We start from the raw sequence: 17,735 nt of genomic DNA on the forward strand, positions 1-17,735 counted from the left end.
CTTTACATACGCTTCTTTTTTACCTATATTCACCATTAGAATATGCCCTTCCCATCCACTGATTTTGTCGGGAGCCAAAGAACCCCCATATATTTCTAGAAAAATTCTACTCCCCTATCTAGCACCAACCTATTTGCTTTTATTATCATGGATACGGGTATCCTTATCAAGAGTACTAGTTAGTTACTTAAATATGTACTTATGAAGACAATACACTTACACTATAATTATTAAACGAATCTCATTTAAAGGAGTGTTAGGTGATTGAAAAAATTAGTATTTAACACTGTTCTATTACTATCTCTTTCTTTCCTTCTTGTTGGCTGCGGGAATAGAGATGTTCCCTATGACTATGAATATGATCGTTAAGAACATTCAAGAAAGTCTCAAAAACTTGTAATATTAAGTTTTAATCACTGGCTATCAATTATGCCTCGGCATCATTGCGTCTGGAATCCGCTTATACAAAAAATCTGCTAGACTTTTCCCAGTCCAGCAGATTTATATAGAGATTTCATTAATATTTCAAATTTCCCTTCCAAGTACTCTATAGTTTGAAAATGACTAATCCCAATAATTCTTCATTAATTCAGTTGCCCAATGAGGCTGTTTTATTTCACCTTTTGGTAAAAACTCTTTCATTATAGGTTTTATATCGATAATAGGTGTTCCATCGATCGCATCTAAGCCTTTAACGGTCAATGTTCTATCTTTTAACTTTACTAGTTCAACAACGGTTACCCCTAATTTATTAGGTCGATTTTTACCTCTCTGTGCAAAAATACCGACTTCTGGAAATTCTTTATTATTTCTTGGATGTCTCGCTTCATATTGAATGTTTTCATCTGAAACCTTGTCAAAATAGAAGATAATTTCTAAATAAGAAAAATCATCAATCCCTTTTAAGGACGATTCATGAATATCTTCTGTCAATTCAATATTAGAAATGACTTCACCCCAATGATCATCTTCAATAATCTTTCGACTGTTGCTTACTACAGCTATAGGTTTAATACTAAATTGCATAAAATACCTCTCCCAAAGATGATTATTTACTCAATGTACAGTTTCCGTTTAATTCCAGTATACTTTAGCAACTACCAAAGTCAATTTGTGAAAAAAAATCTCCTTAACATTCTTTAAATATTAATATCCTTTTCAGTTTCCAAGGAAAATAGATAACATAATCCTGGAACTACAATTAATAAACCTACGATTGCATACGTTTGTCTTGTACTAAAAAAAGACGACGAGGCAAAAACTATTCCTAAAGGCATTGCCACTCGCAGGAAAAGTAATCGAACAGCAGTTAGTTGTGCTAATCGTTCTTTAGGAGCCTGCGATTGGAAAATAGCCGCGCTCTGAGCATTAAATAAAGGAAAGAACATTCCTCCTAATAACTCACACATCCATGCAGTTGGAGTAGACTTCACAAAAAAGAGTAGGACAAATGAGAGACCTCCACCAATTAAGCCAAGATGCATGGTGATATATGTTTTAGGTAACTTTCTAAGAAAGAGTATTCCAATTACATAGCCAACTGGAAAGGCCCCAGAAAATAATGCATACTCCCATGATTCTCCGTCAAGGTCGCTACGAATAAATGGAATACTTAACACAGTTGTCGCTCCTACAGCAAACTGAACTGTTGAGGAGAGAAATGTAAGTCGTAAAAGATACTTATATTGAAAAAACGTACGATAGCCCTCTTTCATTTCACCCCACCAAAGCTTTCTGGTCCAAACTGGGACTGTTTGTATACTCGATAGAGACATTTGAGAGAGCGAAAGATAACTGATTCCAAACATAATACATGAAAATCCATACATAAATTGCATAGGGCTCACTAATAGCAACAAAGAAGTCAACCCAGGTGCGAGAAAACTCATAAGCCGAATAGTGCCATCTAATAGACCATTTGCGTCAGTTAAAGTTTTTTCTTCACAAACCTCAGGTAAAAGTGAGAATGATAGGCTAGCATAAATTGGTTGCATTAATCCTAAAATAAATTGTAAAGCTATTAACCCTATAATTGTCCCAATACTTTTATCTATCACAAAACCTATTAAGGGAAGAAGATAGGCACCCGAACGTATTAATTGTATATTCCGAATCATTTTTCCCTTCTCAACATAATTCAAAAATGGTGAAGAAATACTTTGTAGTATCAATGAAGGAATAAAATAAACAAGCCAAAGTAGCCCCATCCATTCTTTCGATCCCGTTATATCATACAGTAATAGACCATTCGTTAATCCCCCAGCTGCACTACCCAATTCTGAGACAATTTCACCTATCCAAAGTGCTTTGAATGACTTAGAGTATTTCTTCATCATTAAACCTTAGATATTGAGTAAGTCTTTCGTATAAAACATCAATTTCTATTGGGTTACCAGAATAAATTCCTTTATCAACTTTAATTAGTCTCGCGGCCTTTAACAGAGATAATTGATGATGTAGCGTAGTTTTATTTATATTGAATTGTGCACTTAACTCTTGTAATGATAAAGGCCCTCTTAGTAGCTGATAAAGTAATTTTAAACGTAGCTCGTCTCCCAATGCTTTATAGCTACGAACTAAATCCCTTGGTGGGACACCTGGTTCTAGTAAAAGTTCTTCTTTTAATGGATAAAAGAAGAGTTTTGTATCACATGATCGTTTTTCTAAAATCCATGGTCGATACGATATATGAGGTATTAGTTTGACAGTCCAAATGGAAGGCTCTATTTGATATTTTACGCCACCAGTAATATGTTCAATCTCTTCCATTGGATTTGAAACATCCAATGACTGATATCGTTTTTCCTCAAAATTAAGAGCTTGCATCCACTTTTCCCATTTTTCTTGTTGACTTACCCAGTTGTACCATTTGTTTAAAACACTAGAAAAGAGTTCACATAACTCTTGATGCGAGTATTGACTGAGATTTCGTATGTATTCTCCTAAATAGTCATGATCATCGAAATGAGCTGCATATTCTTCAAATAGTTCGGGGTTGTTGTGTCTAGCAGCAGTTTCTCTTCTCATAGATTCAGTTTCGCGATTTTTATAAGGTAAAAGTATTCCATAGAACTTTTCCACTGGTATATCATGAAGTTGATTTACAAAATCTTCAACGGTTAATGATGATAATTCGTTTTGTAGCATAATCAAACTATACCAAAAGTTAGTTTTCTCAATTAATTTTAACGACTCTATTAATGATTCAGACATTGATTGTTGAGAAAATGTCCACTCCTCATCAAAATCAAAAGTGTGCCGTAGCTGGACATGCGTATATCCTGCTATTCCAAGAATCACTTCCCATACAGGTGATGATTCTACTTGTAAAGAAATTTTTTCAGTCGGTTGTGGCGAATAATGGTACTTCATGAAAAATCTCCTCCTTCATTTTCATTATTTAAATTCTAAAATATTTGAATTTATAATTCAATTTTTTTTGAATAATATAATATGATTGGAATTTCATGAAATTATTAAAATACATGAAAATTATGTCCGAGATATGATATGGTATATTATCTACAATGATTATTTAGAAGGTGGAAAACATGCTAGAAGTAAGTGAAAGTAAGTTAGTACAATATATCATACATTTTATGAACGACACACTCGTATTAGGTGAGGAGTCGTTCTCGCAGCCAGAGGTCATGTTAGAAGCAGCTTTTACACAACTAGCGTTTAGCAAGATCGATTTAGAGCAGCAATACGAATTTTTTCATGAAACAGATCTTGCATTAAATGAGGTGTTTACATATGTGAGTGCTATTTTCAATGAAGAGAGTAGTTTCCTTGAACAATCGAAAAATATTGCTAAACACTTACATAGTGTATCTCAGCACCCTAATATTAAAAGCGGTGAGTTGTTTATAGGATTGTTTGATAATTGTTTCTTAGCTACTGAAGCTAGAAAAATTATAGCCATTGTTAAAATAGATGAAAAAGAAATGTTTTTAGATGTCAAAAACGACCAAAACAAAATGATTGTCAATGGCATAGATGGCATTAATGTAAAGAAAGTTAATAATATGGCCATCATCGTAGATATGGGGCCAGGTGAATCACCTGCTATCTTTATGAAAACGAAAAGGAAAGAAGATATTGTCTACTGGCAAGAACGATTTTTAAAGATTCGGGCAGCAGATGAGCATTACCACAAAACGAATTTAGCGTTAACAGAAGTCAAAAAATATATTCTAAAAGAAGAGAGCTTTACGAATACGGAGAAGCTAGGGCTTTTGAACAAAACACTTGATTATTTTAGAAATGAAGATGAATTTCAAGTAAGTAATTATATGGAAACGGTATTTGAAAAAGTGGACCCCACACAAAAGGATGTCATCATAAATTCGGTAAAGCCTTATGAAACGGTTATTTCTGAAAGTGCACTTGAAAAGGCCGAAAAAAAATATAAACGTAAAATTAAACTCGACACCAATATTGAAATTCAAGTGAACATACAGAATATCGAGCAAGTGGATGAACTAATTGAAGTAGGCTATGATGAAGCCACAAATCGAAAATTTTATAAAATCTATTTCCAAGATGAGCTATAATAAAGGCTTCCCCTATTTTGGGGAAGCCTCGATATTTACTAGATTCCCTTCAGGAATCGTAACCTTTTTCATTGATTGCGTGTTGAGGAATTTTTTTCGTTGCGTTGTTTTTCTTTATTTGAATTCTTAAGTTGTTCATTCGTTTGATCATTATCTTCACGTACATCTAGATCGTCAGGACTTAAATCTGATCCAAATTCCTCTTGATCAATTTCGCTATTATTGCGCTTCTCTTTTGCCAAAATTATCACCTCCGATTAATAAATTATCCATTTTACTCTGATTTATACTTATAAGAAGATATTCGAAAAAATAGCTTATCCATCTTCCTATAAGTGCACCTGTTTAACGCTAGCTTTAAAATGAGGAAAATATTACCGCTCATTTTTGTGGAATTAATATGTTACTCAAAAAACCTCATTATAAACACAAAAAGACCGGGCACTCATCAATAAAATGAGGCCAGGTCTTTTTTGTGAAAGTGAATCTTACTAATTGCTTAGTTTTGATTCGCTTTATAATAATACGATAAGTTTACGTTCTGAACAAGTAGCAATGTTTACCAAGGGGTTCTTTAAGTGATCTTATGTCTTAAAATCAATCCCTCTATTACATCAAAAAAGTAAGGATTATGCATAATGTGTTTATTAATAATTCATCACAGAAATTACCAATTCACCACCAAATAACTTTATACTATGTTATGATTTCATTGTAGAAGAGATTTCCGGTTATGAATTTATAGAGCTTAATAAAATAGAAAGAAGGTAAATGATGGGCTTACTATTTGCAATTTTATTCTTTGCTAGTATTTTTGCTATTTATGATTCAATTAGAAAAGTAAACAATAATATTCTTGAACAGACGGAAGAAATCAAGAAGTTACGTGAGGAATTAAAGAATACTAGGGAAAATTAGTTACTCCTTATGCATTATAAAACTCTATGATTTCAAAGTTTTCGGTACAAAAGTGCTTGTTACTTGAAGTTTCCGTTGTATCAACCATTCTGCAACAACTAGATTTGGTACCCAACACAACCAAGAAATAATAGCGTAACTGTAGTTAAAATTTTCGAATCCAAATAATACAGTAAATAGGATTAGCCAAAATCTCAATGTTACAGCTGCGAAGGTTAAAGAATAATTTCTGATCATCCATTTTTGATGATTGTAAATTTTTTTATGTTTGATTTTAGCAAGTGCTAAGGATGCTGTTATCATCCAGAATATCGATAAGAAACCAAAACCCAATTGTGCCGCTAATCCACCTGTAGCGTAAAATGCTAAATAAAGTCCGGAAACACCACCAAATAAAATACCAATCATATAAATTTTCCCTAACATTCGATGACGATTGATATTTCTTTCTCTAAACTTTGAGAATAATGTAAAGGGACCTATTACTAACGCTACTACACTAAATACAATATGCATATAAAGCATAATGTACCAAAACGAATTCAATGTAGAAGTAAACGTAAGCTTCAATCTAACAAACCCTGCATGATGTGCATCCAAAATTAAATATTGGACAATGGAATAAGTCGATATTAAAATAGCTAAGCCACTAAATATAAGCCAAGTCTTTTTATTCATTTTCGTCTCCTAAAATTTTAATTTTCATTAACAATCTCCCGTTACTATTTCAACACGCATATGCTTTTTCTAGAATAATGAAATCTCCTCTGTTCATAATGTAACATTAAATTTCATAGTATCCCCTTTTTATCTAATAAGTGGTAATAAAATTGATATAAGAGGTCTTATTTAGCAGATATGAATGGAATATTTGAGATTCAGTAATAGATAACTAAATACAATTTTCTTCTTATTCTGAGGCGAAGGTAAATAAAAATAAAAGATGATGAGGATTAGTTGTGAAGCACCTACTTATTTGCTAATATAATTAAACTTTTTTTCATTTGAATTTACGAATACAACTATTTCTTTTTGGTTTTTATCTATTCCTGTTATTATAAAATAAACTGGTGTTATATCTTTCGCTTCTTCATATGGCATATCGTCAAATTCCTCATCACTTAGGTGCTTTATTTCAACACTACTAATTGTGATTATATTATAGTTAACCTTAGCTATTTCCTTAGCTTCATCTAATGTCACACTAGGACCTACCAAATCGATATCTTCCCCACTACAACTGATTAAAATAAGCATCGATAGTATTATTGAGAACAATATGATAATGTACCTCATCTTCCACCACTTTTCGAATTTATTTCTTTTTCAACTGAACCTTTCGTTTAAATAATACCTCATTTAAAATTTAAAAATCATACATAGTCACTTATTTTCAAATTTTAAGGAAATCAGTCTTAAGACTTAGAGATAGCACCGTCTAAAGCTTGTTGCCAATAAAAGTAATTATTATTACAATTAAACCATTAAAGGAAAAAACATTCATTGATAAAGTCTGGGATGATATTTGATTTAAGAGCTTAATTGCTATTTTACAATGCTCACTTTTCTCCGTTCCGACTAAGTGATCCTTTGTGACCGAAATTCTGTTTCCCAAAAGTGGATTTCGGACGCCCCCAAAAAGCGCTGGAATGGAAACCACCCAAAGTCATGCTGATGATCCAAATACAATTATGAATAGAAAGAAGATGATAATTATGAAAATGATAGTATGGTGGGTTATAAATATTGTATGGCTACTCATTTTTGCCGTAGGAGCAATATTTATTGGGGTAAGAAACGTTGATAGTGCAGGGGTAGTTCAAACTCCTGAAATAAGAATGATATCATTCATTATTTTAGGTATATTATTTGTAATTGTCGTACTAATTCAACTAATCCTTCTTTATTTTTTTAGAAAAAAAACAACGCGATAACCGACTTTTCAATAATGATATTAACAATTCCATTATTTATAGCTATCCAAAGTTTAATTTTGGTAATAGCTATTATAGCCCATCACACTATTTTAGGACTTGTGCGAAATTACACAAGTCCTTTTGTTATGCTTCTTCATTCACTTCAACGTCCTCTAGCAAACGTGTGAATTGATTATATTCTCCTACAGTGTAGTTGTCAAAACCAGTTACAAAAAGCATCTGATGAATAAAACAGCAAATCGATATGTAGTTCGCGAACTTTATAGTTAAGGATTGGTTGCCATAAAACCTAACCCTTTCAAATAATATTCTTCAACAAAAATACTTCTTCAAATAACTTTTTTAGTACAAAGCCGGTAAGTGTTTCATTTTCCCTGTATCGATACCTGCTGAAAGTAGTTAAAAGAAATACAAACCAATGATTGTTCCAAACGTAATAGCTTGTGAGATTGAAAGAGCTACTAGCCATTTTTTCATAGTTGTCCCTTGCTCTACTTGCATTGCTTCAAGTGTTTTCCATTTTAATTGTTGATTTTCTTGCTGCTCTGCTACTACAAGCTGATAGTTTTGTTTAAACAACTCCTTGACGGCCAGCATGTTTTGCTCGGTTTGCTGAAAGCCTTGTTGGATTACTGACTGCGCATTTTGTTCATAATCTTTAATCGTTTTTTGGAGCGTTTGATTCATTGAAGAAAGACTCTCAAGCTTTTGATTAATTGTCGCTTCAAACTTTTGCATTTGCTCTTTATAATCTGCTTCAAGTTTTTCAGATTGCTCTAACCATTTCTTCTCTTTATTTTCAATATATAATGATTGATCCTCAAAAATAGAGTTAATTTTAAACTGAATAGCCTCGATTTCTTTTAAGTTTGTCTCAAGCAATGCCTTTGACGTTTCGATAAATTCTTGCTCAACAAACTTCTTTTGCGCTTCTGCTAATTCATGAAAAATGCCATATACATTTTCTAATGTCCCGACCATTTTATTCGTTTCATTTTCAAGTATTTCAGAAATATTCGTATTTACTTGACTAGCCGCGCTGCGCATCGCACTTGTTGCATTTGTCGTTTTATCCTCAAATGAATAATGCATTTTCTCCATTTCATTTTTAATAAGCTGTACGGTACTCTCCACTTTTTCAGCTTCGGCATTCATGTTAGACAAATGCTCATTCATTTTATTTTTTAGTTCATTATAAAATAAATCATCATTAATTTTTTTCAAATCTTCTAGCGATTGCTTGTATTCCTTCATCACTTTATTCATTCGTAATCAGTCCTTTTGCTTGCTCTTTCATAACGTTCCAATAAAAATGAACAAACCATTTTTCAACTAGTTCAGTTTTCGGGTCAAATAACTTTTGCTTTAAGCGATTAGCATGCGTCACGTAACTCTCCATTAAAAATGAATCTAACTGCGAAGCACGCTCCTTGTCTAGTGTCCACTCTTCATTAGCAAGTTGAATATCTAAAGCGTTCTTTTCTATTTCAATTACTTTATTTATACTCGTTTCAATCAACCTCTTTAAATCTTGCTGCTTTAGACGACAAATTTTTTGATGTTGCTTAATCGTATCTTGTATTCGTCGCGTATTTTCAGCTATACAAGAATTAATCCAACTATCAAAATGTGAAACACATGCCTTTAGCTGAGTTAACGCATTCTCTCTATCCTCACTATAGCTCGATTCAAAAAAGTACCGATCGACTAAATAATCCAACGTTAAATTATTATCAAAGCATGATTCATCTAAATCGAATTGACGGAGCGCATTATGTTGGAAACGATTTGATTCTTTTGCTATGTCATTTAGTCCATTAACAATTTCTGTTGCAGCATCTTTCAAATCTTCCAGTTCTCCAAAATATCGCGCTTTTAAGTAGCTACTTTTCTTTTCGTATAACTGTAAATTGCTCCAGCTTGGCAAAGAAGCAGTATAATCTAGCTTATAAGAGTAATTCGCCCATTTTTTTTCAAACGCCTGCATATCTTTAAGCATTTTTAATTCTTTTGTTAACTGCTTTACATATAGAGCGACATCTATCGTTTGCTGAGAAAACTCGGCTGTTGCGATTTGTTGACGTATTTCTAATTTTTTAAGTTCTTCTTTTTGATGTTTTTCAATATAGCGCTCCATTGATTTTAATTTTTTTATTTCCTGTTCAGGAGAGTTGATTTTGGTTAAATCATCGACTAAATCCGAAAATAATTCATCTACCCAGACGGCAGCATTTGAAAAAACATTTGGGAATCTGCCTTTTAAGTCTGCCCATGAATCTCCAAATTCTAATGGATATATACGAGTTTGTAACGGACTATTTTCACAAACTCTCCCTAATTCATACTCATATTCCGCTTTTAGCTGAGCGGTTGAGTGGATTTCACCCTTATCTATTTTTTCTAGCACGGAATCGTTTGAAATACTACGTGTTAACACAATTCGAAACTGCTCAGGTAGCTCTTGCCAATCACGCACAATTTCTTTATCAAGCTTCGTTAATGCCGTCATTTGACTCGAAATTTCCATAATGATACAGACTTTACAACGAGCGATGTATTCTTTTAATATTTTATCAACATGGCGCATTTCAAGTGAATCTTTACTATCGTCACCAGGAAGATCAATAATAGATAAATCACGTATGCGTGTATCTACATCTTGCTGATTGAAGAAACGACTTGGAATTTGAATCGTTAAAGGTTTTAAGGAAAAAGATTGATTTTTATATATTTTCGTTCTTAAATTGCCCATTATTTTTTCAACTTCATCAAGATGGACACAATGAAACGCTTCACCAGTTGGCCAAATAATATGAAATTCATGATTCGATGAGCGTTCAAATATTGTACATGTAATTGTTGCTGATTTTCCTTTTTCTCGCCCACCGCGCAGTTTGTCTGCAATTTCATTTAAATAAAGTTGAGAAATGCCAAGCAAAGTCAAAATAAATGTCGTTTTCCCTACCTGTGTTGGCCCATAAACTCCAACATATACTTGCTCTTTTTGTTCGAAATTCGTATCAAAACGTTTAAAGCCGTTCATAAATTTTTTTGTAGCTTGTATTGTCCAATCCCATTTTGTCGAATCATACAGATAAAAATAGTGATTGCTCATGTTTTGACCTCTTAATATCATTAGTTAATTGTGAAATATGGCGAATTGTATAAGTGAGCTGTTCAAGTTCACCAATTTTATCAAACTTTCCTGATAGCTGTGCATGACGTTCATATAATTGATAGCCGATACGCTCATAAATACGTTCTAACGAATGAATAAACGCTTTCGCTTGTATTTTAGGCAGTTCGTTGAATATATGTTCACCTGCTTGCGCAAGCTGCAATTGACGCTCATTAGCCTTTTTCATACTTTCCTGAATCGCCTTACCAGCATAGGCACCAGCAATCCCTACACCTAATATCCCCATTAATTGTCCTGCTGAAATTTTTAAACCAATTGATGTTAAAGCAGTTGATGCATTTGTTAATAAGTCAAACTCTCCATCAATTAATGCATCTGTCCCTAAAATTACTGGAATCGCTTTTAAAATTTTTGGTGTTGTTGTAGAAAGCTTTTCTACGCCTTTCATCAAATTAAACTCTTGTACATCTAACTGTAAAAGTTGTGTATCAAGCTTCACCTCTTTAGAATCATTTGGGTTGTTTTCAATGTACGATTCACGTACTAGCATCGTTCCCATTATTGCTAAGGTTTTAAAATCATTATACTCTAGAGCAAAATATTGCTTATTTTGTGTATCAAAAAATTTGTTGATACGGTCCAGTGGCTGCTCTTTTGTTTGGTTTGTAGCTTGCATTTTTTGTTTTTTTCGCAGTTGCAGTTGGAACGGTGATAAATTTTCTGTCGACTGTACTTCCTCTTTCGGACTTTCAATGGTTTCAAGTAGTTCCTTTCCTTCACGGGCAATATAATTAGACACAACCTTTAGTACAGATAAATTTGGCGAAAGGAAAGTGATAGGCTTTGCTTCTCCAGATTCTAAAATCATTTTATCTTCTGATGGATTTCCCCAAATTTCTTTCAGTTTTTCTTCAAAATCATATAACTCGCGAGGCTTTTGTCCGAAAAATTTCGTACGGAACTCTTTCGTCCAGCTCGAATTCTCTTCTAAGTATTCACGAAGCATTTTTCTTGCTGGTCCAATACGCGAAGACAAATCTTCAACAATTTCATTTTCAAGCTCATTTAATTTTTTCTTATATGCCTGTTCAAATTCATACATAACTTGATTGCTGTTTTCTACATTTGCAGTGCTCAATTGACGGCACTTCATTTCATCTTCAACGAGCTTACGAATTTGCAGCATAATATCATCTACTTCAGCAACTAAACTAAAAATTAATTGCTGCCCTAAATCATCAGATGTTTGTGATGAGTAACCATAATCGTTAATCGAATCAATAAGCTCCACTTTCCAATTTGATGAAAAATTTGGACCAACGCCTGTGATGACAACACGATTTTCTTCTGCAGCTGGTACATCGAATTCTGCTAAAATCTCTTTTTTAAATTGCTCATTTTGTTCTTCATTAATATTACCGAAGGAAATTGCGACAATCGGCTTCACTGAGCGGTAAATCTCTTTTACTTTTGTCATCATTGATTGTGTCGATTCACGTGCATATGTATCTTTTCGAATAACCATAACCGAAGAAGAAGACAAATATAAAATATGCTCTAACAATAGCTGCGAAATATCTTGTCGATCTTTTTCAAATCCTGGTAAGAGAACTATCGATTTTTGTTCATCTTTTAAATAACGATATGGGACAACGCATTCAAGCCATAAATCTGATTTCGGAACCGGATTCATCGAAATTCGGTTAAATGTTTCCTCATTGATTTCACATCGTTTCACATGAATTTGCTGTTCTTCATCTTTTGAAAAGCGATACACGTATGTTTCAATTGTTTCTACATTTTTTTCTGTAAAAAAAACTGGCAAACGCTCTCCCCGTGAACTATTCGATGGCAATAGAGTTTCAGGCAATTCATAAAGGTTTTTCATGAGTGTCGTTTTGCCTGTTCCTTGTAAACCTGTAATAGCTAACAATGAACGCTCTACCATTAAATTTGTTAAAGCAAATTTGTTATACAGTGCAGTTAATTGTTCTAACAACTCCGATTTTTTAACCTCACCTACACTATTAAACGTAGTTGTATGAAGTTGAATTACTAATTCTTTAATTTTCTCATGATAAGATTCGATAATATAATCTTTCTCTTTTACTAACATTTGAACACTTCCTTTATGATAAATCGTTTTCTATACTTCATTTTACTGATAATTCACGATCATTCGCTCCAAGCTTACCATCAGCTCTTTACGGAATGCTTCCGGTTCTAGTACTTCCACAAACTCTCCTTGACTCAACAACCACATCTTAATACCCTTCCCAAACACCTCAGTTTCAAAAATCAGGCCATCATCAGACTCCTTAATAACCTTTGCTGTTGGTAATCGGTCCAATACTGCTTGTGGTGAAGGCCCTGTGAATCGAAACTTAATCTTCACCAGCTCACCTGTATACATGAACTGCACGCGCTTGCGAAATTCGCCTTCTTGAAAGCGCTCGTGGTATGGGACTTTATACGAAATGGATGTTTGCCTGAACTGCTCAATGCGGTCAATGCGATAAATCGTTGGATAATCGAAATCTATGTTCATAGGATAAGCAATTAAGTAAAAATAGTATTCCGAAAACATAATTCCCACTGGTTTTACTCTTCGCTCACTTGCCTGCTCGTCAAATTCGCGTTTGTAGTGCATGGCGATTACTTTTTTGGATTGGATAGCCAAGGACAGCTGCCATAAAGTATCGAGCAAGTCCTTTTTATGATTCAACTCGACATATAAATGGTTTTCGTTCGCCATCATTTGCTTAATGGCTGACTGACCTTCTTTTCTAGCAAGATGTGTGAGTTTCTCAATGATTGAATCCATCTCGTGTTTTGGAAATGCACGAGATTCAATTAACACTTTTAGAACGGCAAATATCTCTTCATTTTTTAACCAAGCAGGCTGCTCAGTTTCTAACATATAAGCATTTTTAGAGCGATTATAATCTACATATTCGTTACTTTTTTCCGTTTCGAGAAAATCTCGAATACTTTCGATATCTCGCTGAATTGATTTCTCACTCATTTGAAAACGAGTAGCTTCTTCCCTTTTGACGAGCTGTTCACCATTTTTCAAGCGATCATACATCGATAAAATGCGACGAATCTGCTTTTCCTTTTCTCGACCCATTGCATCACCTCGTTAAAACTATAATACCAAGACACTCGGACATATTATGACCATGTAAAATATGTATTATAAAAATTACAATATACCTAATAATACCATTATTTATAGTTATATTGTGATATATTATACACGCCAAAGGAGAGATAATTATGCCTGTACGTAACATTAGAATGATAGTTTGTGATGCTTGTGGGAAGTTAATCAAAGTAGAGAAGTTCGGGGATGCAATGACACCGTTAGAATGGGAACGATTTAACAAAACTAAACAGAAAAGGCTTTGCATTAAATGCAAGTTGCTTCGAAAAAAATAATTTTCGTTACCTAAAAAAGCAGAAGTAAGTATGCAACTAGAAATATTAATACTTACATCTATTAAGTCGCCTTTAATCATACTCAAGGTCTTATATAACAAGGCTGTGTGCTAATATTTCACGGAGGGAAGAACACCAATTCATGTTCAAGAGGCTGGGACAAAACTAGCTGATATCCAAGATAAAGGGAAATCGATGCATTCGAGTTCTCTTTTTTCTTGATTCTTTTTGGTCATAAAAAAACCCTCCATTTCAATTGAATTGGAAGATAATTTAGGTACTCTTCACAAACCTTTTATATCAAAGAGTTGAGTTTGATGTTAGTAAGTTCCAGGTATAGGACCCCTATTGGTATTCCACATACAAAAGTCTATCAATCTAAACTATTTTTTTTGCATTTCAATATGGATGTGTTTTTGATAAAATATGGGAAAACCAATTATACCTCGGCATAATTGCCTCCAGATTCGGCTTTGTGCTTAGACCTGCATATGTTTTTTGTGCAAAAGCGTAGTGCTAACGTAGCGGTAGCGACAACGCGAAGTTGAACAAATAAGAAACGACTACTAATAAACTTTTTTAGGTAAAAAAGAAATGAGGTACAAAAATGACTCAAAGTATACCAAACGAATGTCTAGACTTAGATACCATTCTATTAACGGCATGTACAGATGGAGATGTCGATTTAGTTGAATTTTGTATTAAAAATGGTGCAAATATCAATTGTATCCAAGGAGAATCGTTATCGAGCCCTTTGTTAGTGGCTGCTAGTAATGGTCACATGAATATTATTGAGCGTTTAATTGACAATGGTGTAGATTTATTATCTTTGGAAAATGTAAAAGCTAAAGGAAAGCTTTTAAGAATCAAAAAACTCATTTCACTTAAATCTAATGAGCTTTTTATTAAATCTGAAATTGTAGAATTCACCCGTTATACTAACGAGTTAAAAAATAAATTGAATAGTTTTAATTCTAACAGAGTAATGGCCTACCGAGAAAAATACAAAATATCTAATCTAGATGTAGATGACGAAGAGGAATATTTTGATGATGATTTAATTGATATTGAAGAAGATGATTTTGATGATGATTCAATTGATATTGACTACTACCTAGATGAAGAAAATCCTGACCTAATTGAAAAAATTTTTAATGAAGAAATATATAAATTTAAAGATTCTACAGAAAACTTTTTTTTGACCAGACAAATTCCTTTCGTTGTAAACATTGCTATAGAGAATAAAAATATACCCATGTTATTATTTTTGTGTGAAAAAATAGTTAATAAATATAATAAACTGTATTTTAAAAATCAAACTAAAATAACAAAAGAAGACATAGAAATTCGAGCACTTACTATAGCAGTTGAATATTCGATGTATGTTCATGAATATGATTTAGCTTCAGAAATTATTACGTCACATTTGTCACAACAGACCACATATATCTCACTTGCTTATGAAGTAGTACTTTCATTAAAAAGCAGTAAAAACATCCAGGAAGACCATCTCAAGGTAATTGAAATACTGAAGTTGCTAAAACAAATTGGACAAAGAATGGACCATCCTTCACGAACGAATAGTCGGGAAACAGTTTTCCACCTAGCTGCACGTATTGAAGAAAAAGAGTTTGTTAACATTTCACTACTATTGCTAAATTTCCCGGAGATTAATTGGTCACTGACAGATATAAATGGTAGAACACCCGAACCGTCATCGTTACTACTCGAAGAGCTGAGAAAAGAAAAAAGTAACTGTCAAAACTCATAGTAGTCGGTTGTTAGAAGTGCACATTGGGGAATATGATGCTATCACCGAAAGTGATGGGTACACGGTAAAACATGGAGCATTGTTTTCACTAGTTGTTAGAAGGGGTAAACTTTTCATTTGACTTCATTTTTCCATAATAATGCAGTCTGCAAGATGACGTTCCTCTAAACGTGGCAGCTCATGATCAATCGATTTACTTTACACCTGTGGAATAAAATACACCTTCACTATAAAATTATCCTAATTCAAATGTAGGGAAAAAAGCCAGCCTCAAAATTAATTGAGTACCTGGTTTTTATAGATTAATAGATGACTATTATTGTTGTCTATTAATCTTTAATAAATATGGGATAAATTATTGCTTATTACTTGTAGTTAATCACACTACGATCAAGTCCTAAAGATATCCATCTCCGACCTTATCGAAAACTAATTGGGCATATTAGAAGTTTTAGTTTCAGGACCCACCACCTATAAACTTTCTCACTCGAAGTTTCCTCTACAAGCAAATCCTTTCCTCCTAGTATGACACTAACTTGTCCATAGCTCATACCAGCTTCTGAAAATAGAAAAAGCTAAGAGAAATCCTCTCAGCTTTTCGTGTAATGCCTTTTGTTATTTTTTACGTCCAACTATTAGGTAAAGTGATCCGTCTGCTTCCACAAATTGAGCTTTCACTTTTCTTCCATTAGCCGTAAAATTTTCAGGTATGTCATTTTTGTCAAAATAATTCCATACTTTCATATAATCGTTACCAAAATACAGTTTAAAAAGTTCTTTTGCTACAATTGGTATACGATAAGACTGTTCTAGTGTCTTATTTTCCCACCCGAAAAATGATATACCAACTTCATAGGAATCTGAACCACTATCCAGTACTTGAATCGCCTTACCACCATAAATGTGATAGACTATACCACCTTTTCTAAATCCTAATTCATTTTCTAGTGTGCTATAGTTTACTTGTGGATCTTTACTCCATGCCGACTTCAAAGTAGGCGCAAACCATCCGTCTGGATACATTTTTCCTGTAGCAGGTGATTTCCCAATTTCAACAGCATCTTTTTTTACAAATCCATAATGCTTTCCAACTGCAATTTTATACCATTCCCCTTGCGCTCTAGCAATGTATACTTGTTGATTTTTTACTATAGATGTTATATTCCTAAAATCACCTGGTGATGGTACAACAATTGTTTCTTTCGTAGCGTACCCGGTTTTCTTTATTGGATCGGCAACATCCTCAGGCACTTCACCAACGTAAATTATTGTTTGTGAATCGCTCTCAACTGTCTCCACATAGTAACCCAAACCATCATGAGAAGAAATAAATTCTAATGGTACAAATAGTTGGCCATTTTTATAAATCGCCTTTGCATTCACATTAGCAGTTTTCCCATCTACATCTTGGGTTTTCAAGGGTACTTGTCGTTCCTTATCCCTACTAGCCAATTGGGAATCATATATCAAAGCCTTAGATTCATTAGCTGTTACGATTACAAAAGTTAATCCACTTACTTCGATTATAACTTTATTATTTTCTGTTCTTGGGCCCCCTCCCATGTGTTTTGCAATTTCATTTATAGGAACATAAGTTGTGCCATCACTAATAAATGGACTTAACTTGCTTGATACTTCCTTGTTGTTTATTTTTAAAACTAAGGATGAAGATGAAGCATGTGCAAATGTTGGTGAAACTAAAGAAAATAGTAAAATAAATGCAAAAAATAGTTTCTTCATTAAATACCTCCTAAGATATACGCAGACATTTTATTATTTTAGCATTATAGTGATATTTTTCCTATATATAAAATTCACATAATACTTTAATCATAGAAAAGAACCCATTTTGAAAGTAAATTAAGTGATTCAACCATATTTAAAGTATACAAAATGACCAGATACTCATTAGAGCTCTGGTCATTTTTATATTACTAAATAGCATCTGGGTGGGAGTCTTCTGTATCTGCGCT

The 17,735-nt window shown here is 33.4% G+C and carries 14 protein-coding genes; 3 read left to right on the forward strand and 11 right to left on the reverse strand.

The genetic code is table 11. The features are described from left to right. Window positions 1-564: 564 nt before the first annotated feature. The 3 genes from tsaA to ACIQXF_RS06115 all read right to left on the reverse strand — a co-directional run bounded on the left by tsaA (window position 565) and on the right by ACIQXF_RS06115 (window position 3,372). A complete protein-coding gene (tsaA, locus tag ACIQXF_RS06105; protein ID WP_402780212.1) occupies window positions 565-1,026 on the reverse strand; it encodes a tRNA (N6-threonylcarbamoyladenosine(37)-N6)-methyltransferase TrmO in 462 nt (153 codons plus the stop codon). 113 nt (window positions 1,027-1,139) lie between these two features. Continuing rightward, window positions 1,140-2,336, reverse strand: a complete 1,197-nt coding sequence (locus ACIQXF_RS06110) for an MFS transporter (RefSeq protein ID WP_402780214.1) — start codon at window positions 2,334-2,336, stop codon at window positions 1,140-1,142. Continuing rightward, the gene (locus tag ACIQXF_RS06115; RefSeq protein WP_402780216.1) at window positions 2,317-3,372 is read right to left on the reverse strand and encodes an ArsR/SmtB family transcription factor; all 1,056 of its coding nucleotides are present in this window, start codon (window positions 3,370-3,372) and stop codon (window positions 2,317-2,319) included. The genes ACIQXF_RS06110 and ACIQXF_RS06115 overlap by 20 nt, the downstream gene beginning before the upstream one ends. Before the next feature lie 179 nt (window positions 3,373-3,551). Here ACIQXF_RS06115 and ACIQXF_RS06120 point away from each other — a divergent pair, with 179 nt between their 5' ends. Beyond that, on the forward strand, window positions 3,552-4,556 hold the full coding sequence (locus ACIQXF_RS06120; protein ID WP_402780218.1) for a nucleoid-associated protein: 1,005 nt from the start codon (window positions 3,552-3,554) through the stop codon (window positions 4,554-4,556). 68 nt (window positions 4,557-4,624) lie between these two features. Here the strand turns inward: ACIQXF_RS06120 and ACIQXF_RS06125 are convergent, their stop codons facing one another. From ACIQXF_RS06125 to ACIQXF_RS06135, 3 genes are all read right to left on the reverse strand, one after another. Then, entirely contained in the window at window positions 4,625-4,807 is a 183-nt protein-coding gene (locus ACIQXF_RS06125; RefSeq protein ID WP_402780220.1) for a hypothetical protein, read from the reverse strand. Window positions 4,808-5,498: 691 nt separating this feature from the next. Then, the gene (locus tag ACIQXF_RS06130; protein ID WP_402780222.1) at window positions 5,499-6,152 is read right to left on the reverse strand and encodes a DUF2306 domain-containing protein; all 654 of its coding nucleotides are present in this window, start codon (window positions 6,150-6,152) and stop codon (window positions 5,499-5,501) included. 294 nt (window positions 6,153-6,446) lie between these two features. Further along, on the reverse strand, window positions 6,447-6,677 hold the full coding sequence (locus ACIQXF_RS06135; protein WP_402780224.1) for a hypothetical protein: 231 nt from the start codon (window positions 6,675-6,677) through the stop codon (window positions 6,447-6,449). A gap of 488 nt (window positions 6,678-7,165) precedes the next feature. Here ACIQXF_RS06135 and ACIQXF_RS06140 point away from each other — a divergent pair, with 488 nt between their 5' ends. Further along, a complete protein-coding gene (locus tag ACIQXF_RS06140; protein WP_402780226.1) occupies window positions 7,166-7,408 on the forward strand; it encodes a DUF3923 family protein in 243 nt (80 codons plus the stop codon). A gap of 402 nt (window positions 7,409-7,810) precedes the next feature. Here the strand turns inward: ACIQXF_RS06140 and ACIQXF_RS06145 are convergent, their stop codons facing one another. Genes ACIQXF_RS06145 through ACIQXF_RS06160 form a run of 4 tightly spaced genes read right to left on the reverse strand, consistent with a single transcriptional unit; the run spans window position 7,811 to window position 13,680 of the window. Next, the gene (locus tag ACIQXF_RS06145; protein ID WP_402780228.1) at window positions 7,811-8,677 is read right to left on the reverse strand and encodes a hypothetical protein; all 867 of its coding nucleotides are present in this window, start codon (window positions 8,675-8,677) and stop codon (window positions 7,811-7,813) included. Beyond that, window positions 8,670-10,526, reverse strand: coding sequence for a P-loop NTPase family protein (locus ACIQXF_RS06150; protein ID WP_402780230.1), 1,857 nt, complete (start codon window positions 10,524-10,526; stop codon window positions 8,670-8,672). The genes ACIQXF_RS06145 and ACIQXF_RS06150 overlap by 8 nt, the downstream gene beginning before the upstream one ends. Beyond that, the gene (locus tag ACIQXF_RS06155; protein ID WP_402780232.1) at window positions 10,498-12,666 is read right to left on the reverse strand and encodes a hypothetical protein; all 2,169 of its coding nucleotides are present in this window, start codon (window positions 12,664-12,666) and stop codon (window positions 10,498-10,500) included. Before ACIQXF_RS06155 ends, ACIQXF_RS06150 begins: the two co-directional genes overlap by 29 nt. Window positions 12,667-12,708: 42 nt before the next feature. Further along, window positions 12,709-13,680, reverse strand: coding sequence for a helix-turn-helix transcriptional regulator (locus tag ACIQXF_RS06160; protein WP_402780233.1), 972 nt, complete (start codon window positions 13,678-13,680; stop codon window positions 12,709-12,711). A gap of 918 nt (window positions 13,681-14,598) precedes the next feature. On the opposite strand from ACIQXF_RS06160, the gene ACIQXF_RS06165 reads away from it, so the two are divergent. Further along, the gene (locus tag ACIQXF_RS06165) at window positions 14,599-15,762 is read left to right on the forward strand and encodes an ankyrin repeat domain-containing protein (RefSeq protein WP_402780235.1); all 1,164 of its coding nucleotides are present in this window, start codon (window positions 14,599-14,601) and stop codon (window positions 15,760-15,762) included. 615 nt (window positions 15,763-16,377) lie between these two features. On the opposite strand, the gene ACIQXF_RS06170 is transcribed toward ACIQXF_RS06165, so the two are convergent. Then, a complete protein-coding gene (locus ACIQXF_RS06170; protein WP_402780237.1) occupies window positions 16,378-17,502 on the reverse strand; it encodes a stalk domain-containing protein in 1,125 nt (374 codons plus the stop codon). Window positions 17,503-17,735: the final 233 nt, after the last annotated feature.

Source organism: Lysinibacillus sp. NPDC097231, from assembly GCF_044761885.1.
In the GTDB taxonomy this organism is placed as follows: domain Bacteria; phylum Bacillota; class Bacilli; order Bacillales_A; family Planococcaceae; genus Lysinibacillus.

Bases quoted from the DNA above. Each gene is read 5' to 3' on its own strand.
- tsaA (WP_402780212.1), bottom strand. From the start codon at position 1,026: ATGCAATTTAGTATTAAACCTATAGCTGTAGTAAGCAACAGTCGAAAG.
- ACIQXF_RS06110 (WP_402780214.1), bottom strand. From the start codon at position 2,336: ATGATGAAGAAATACTCTAAGTCATTCAAAGCACTTTGGATAGGTGAA.
- ACIQXF_RS06115 (WP_402780216.1), bottom strand. From the start codon at position 3,372: ATGAAGTACCATTATTCGCCACAACCGACTGAAAAAATTTCTTTACAA.
- ACIQXF_RS06120 (WP_402780218.1), top strand. From the start codon at position 3,552: ATGCTAGAAGTAAGTGAAAGTAAGTTAGTACAATATATCATACATTTT.
- ACIQXF_RS06130 (WP_402780222.1), bottom strand. From the start codon at position 6,152: ATGAATAAAAAGACTTGGCTTATATTTAGTGGCTTAGCTATTTTAATA.
- ACIQXF_RS06140 (WP_402780226.1), top strand. From the start codon at position 7,166: ATGAATAGAAAGAAGATGATAATTATGAAAATGATAGTATGGTGGGTT.
- ACIQXF_RS06145 (WP_402780228.1), bottom strand. From the start codon at position 8,677: ATGAATAAAGTGATGAAGGAATACAAGCAATCGCTAGAAGATTTGAAA.
- ACIQXF_RS06150 (WP_402780230.1), bottom strand. From the start codon at position 10,526: ATGAGCAATCACTATTTTTATCTGTATGATTCGACAAAATGGGATTGG.
- ACIQXF_RS06155 (WP_402780232.1), bottom strand. From the start codon at position 12,666: ATGTTAGTAAAAGAGAAAGATTATATTATCGAATCTTATCATGAGAAA.
- ACIQXF_RS06160 (WP_402780233.1), bottom strand. From the start codon at position 13,680: ATGGGTCGAGAAAAGGAAAAGCAGATTCGTCGCATTTTATCGATGTAT.
- ACIQXF_RS06165 (WP_402780235.1), top strand. From the start codon at position 14,599: ATGACTCAAAGTATACCAAACGAATGTCTAGACTTAGATACCATTCTA.
- ACIQXF_RS06170 (WP_402780237.1), bottom strand. From the start codon at position 17,502: ATGAAGAAACTATTTTTTGCATTTATTTTACTATTTTCTTTAGTTTCA.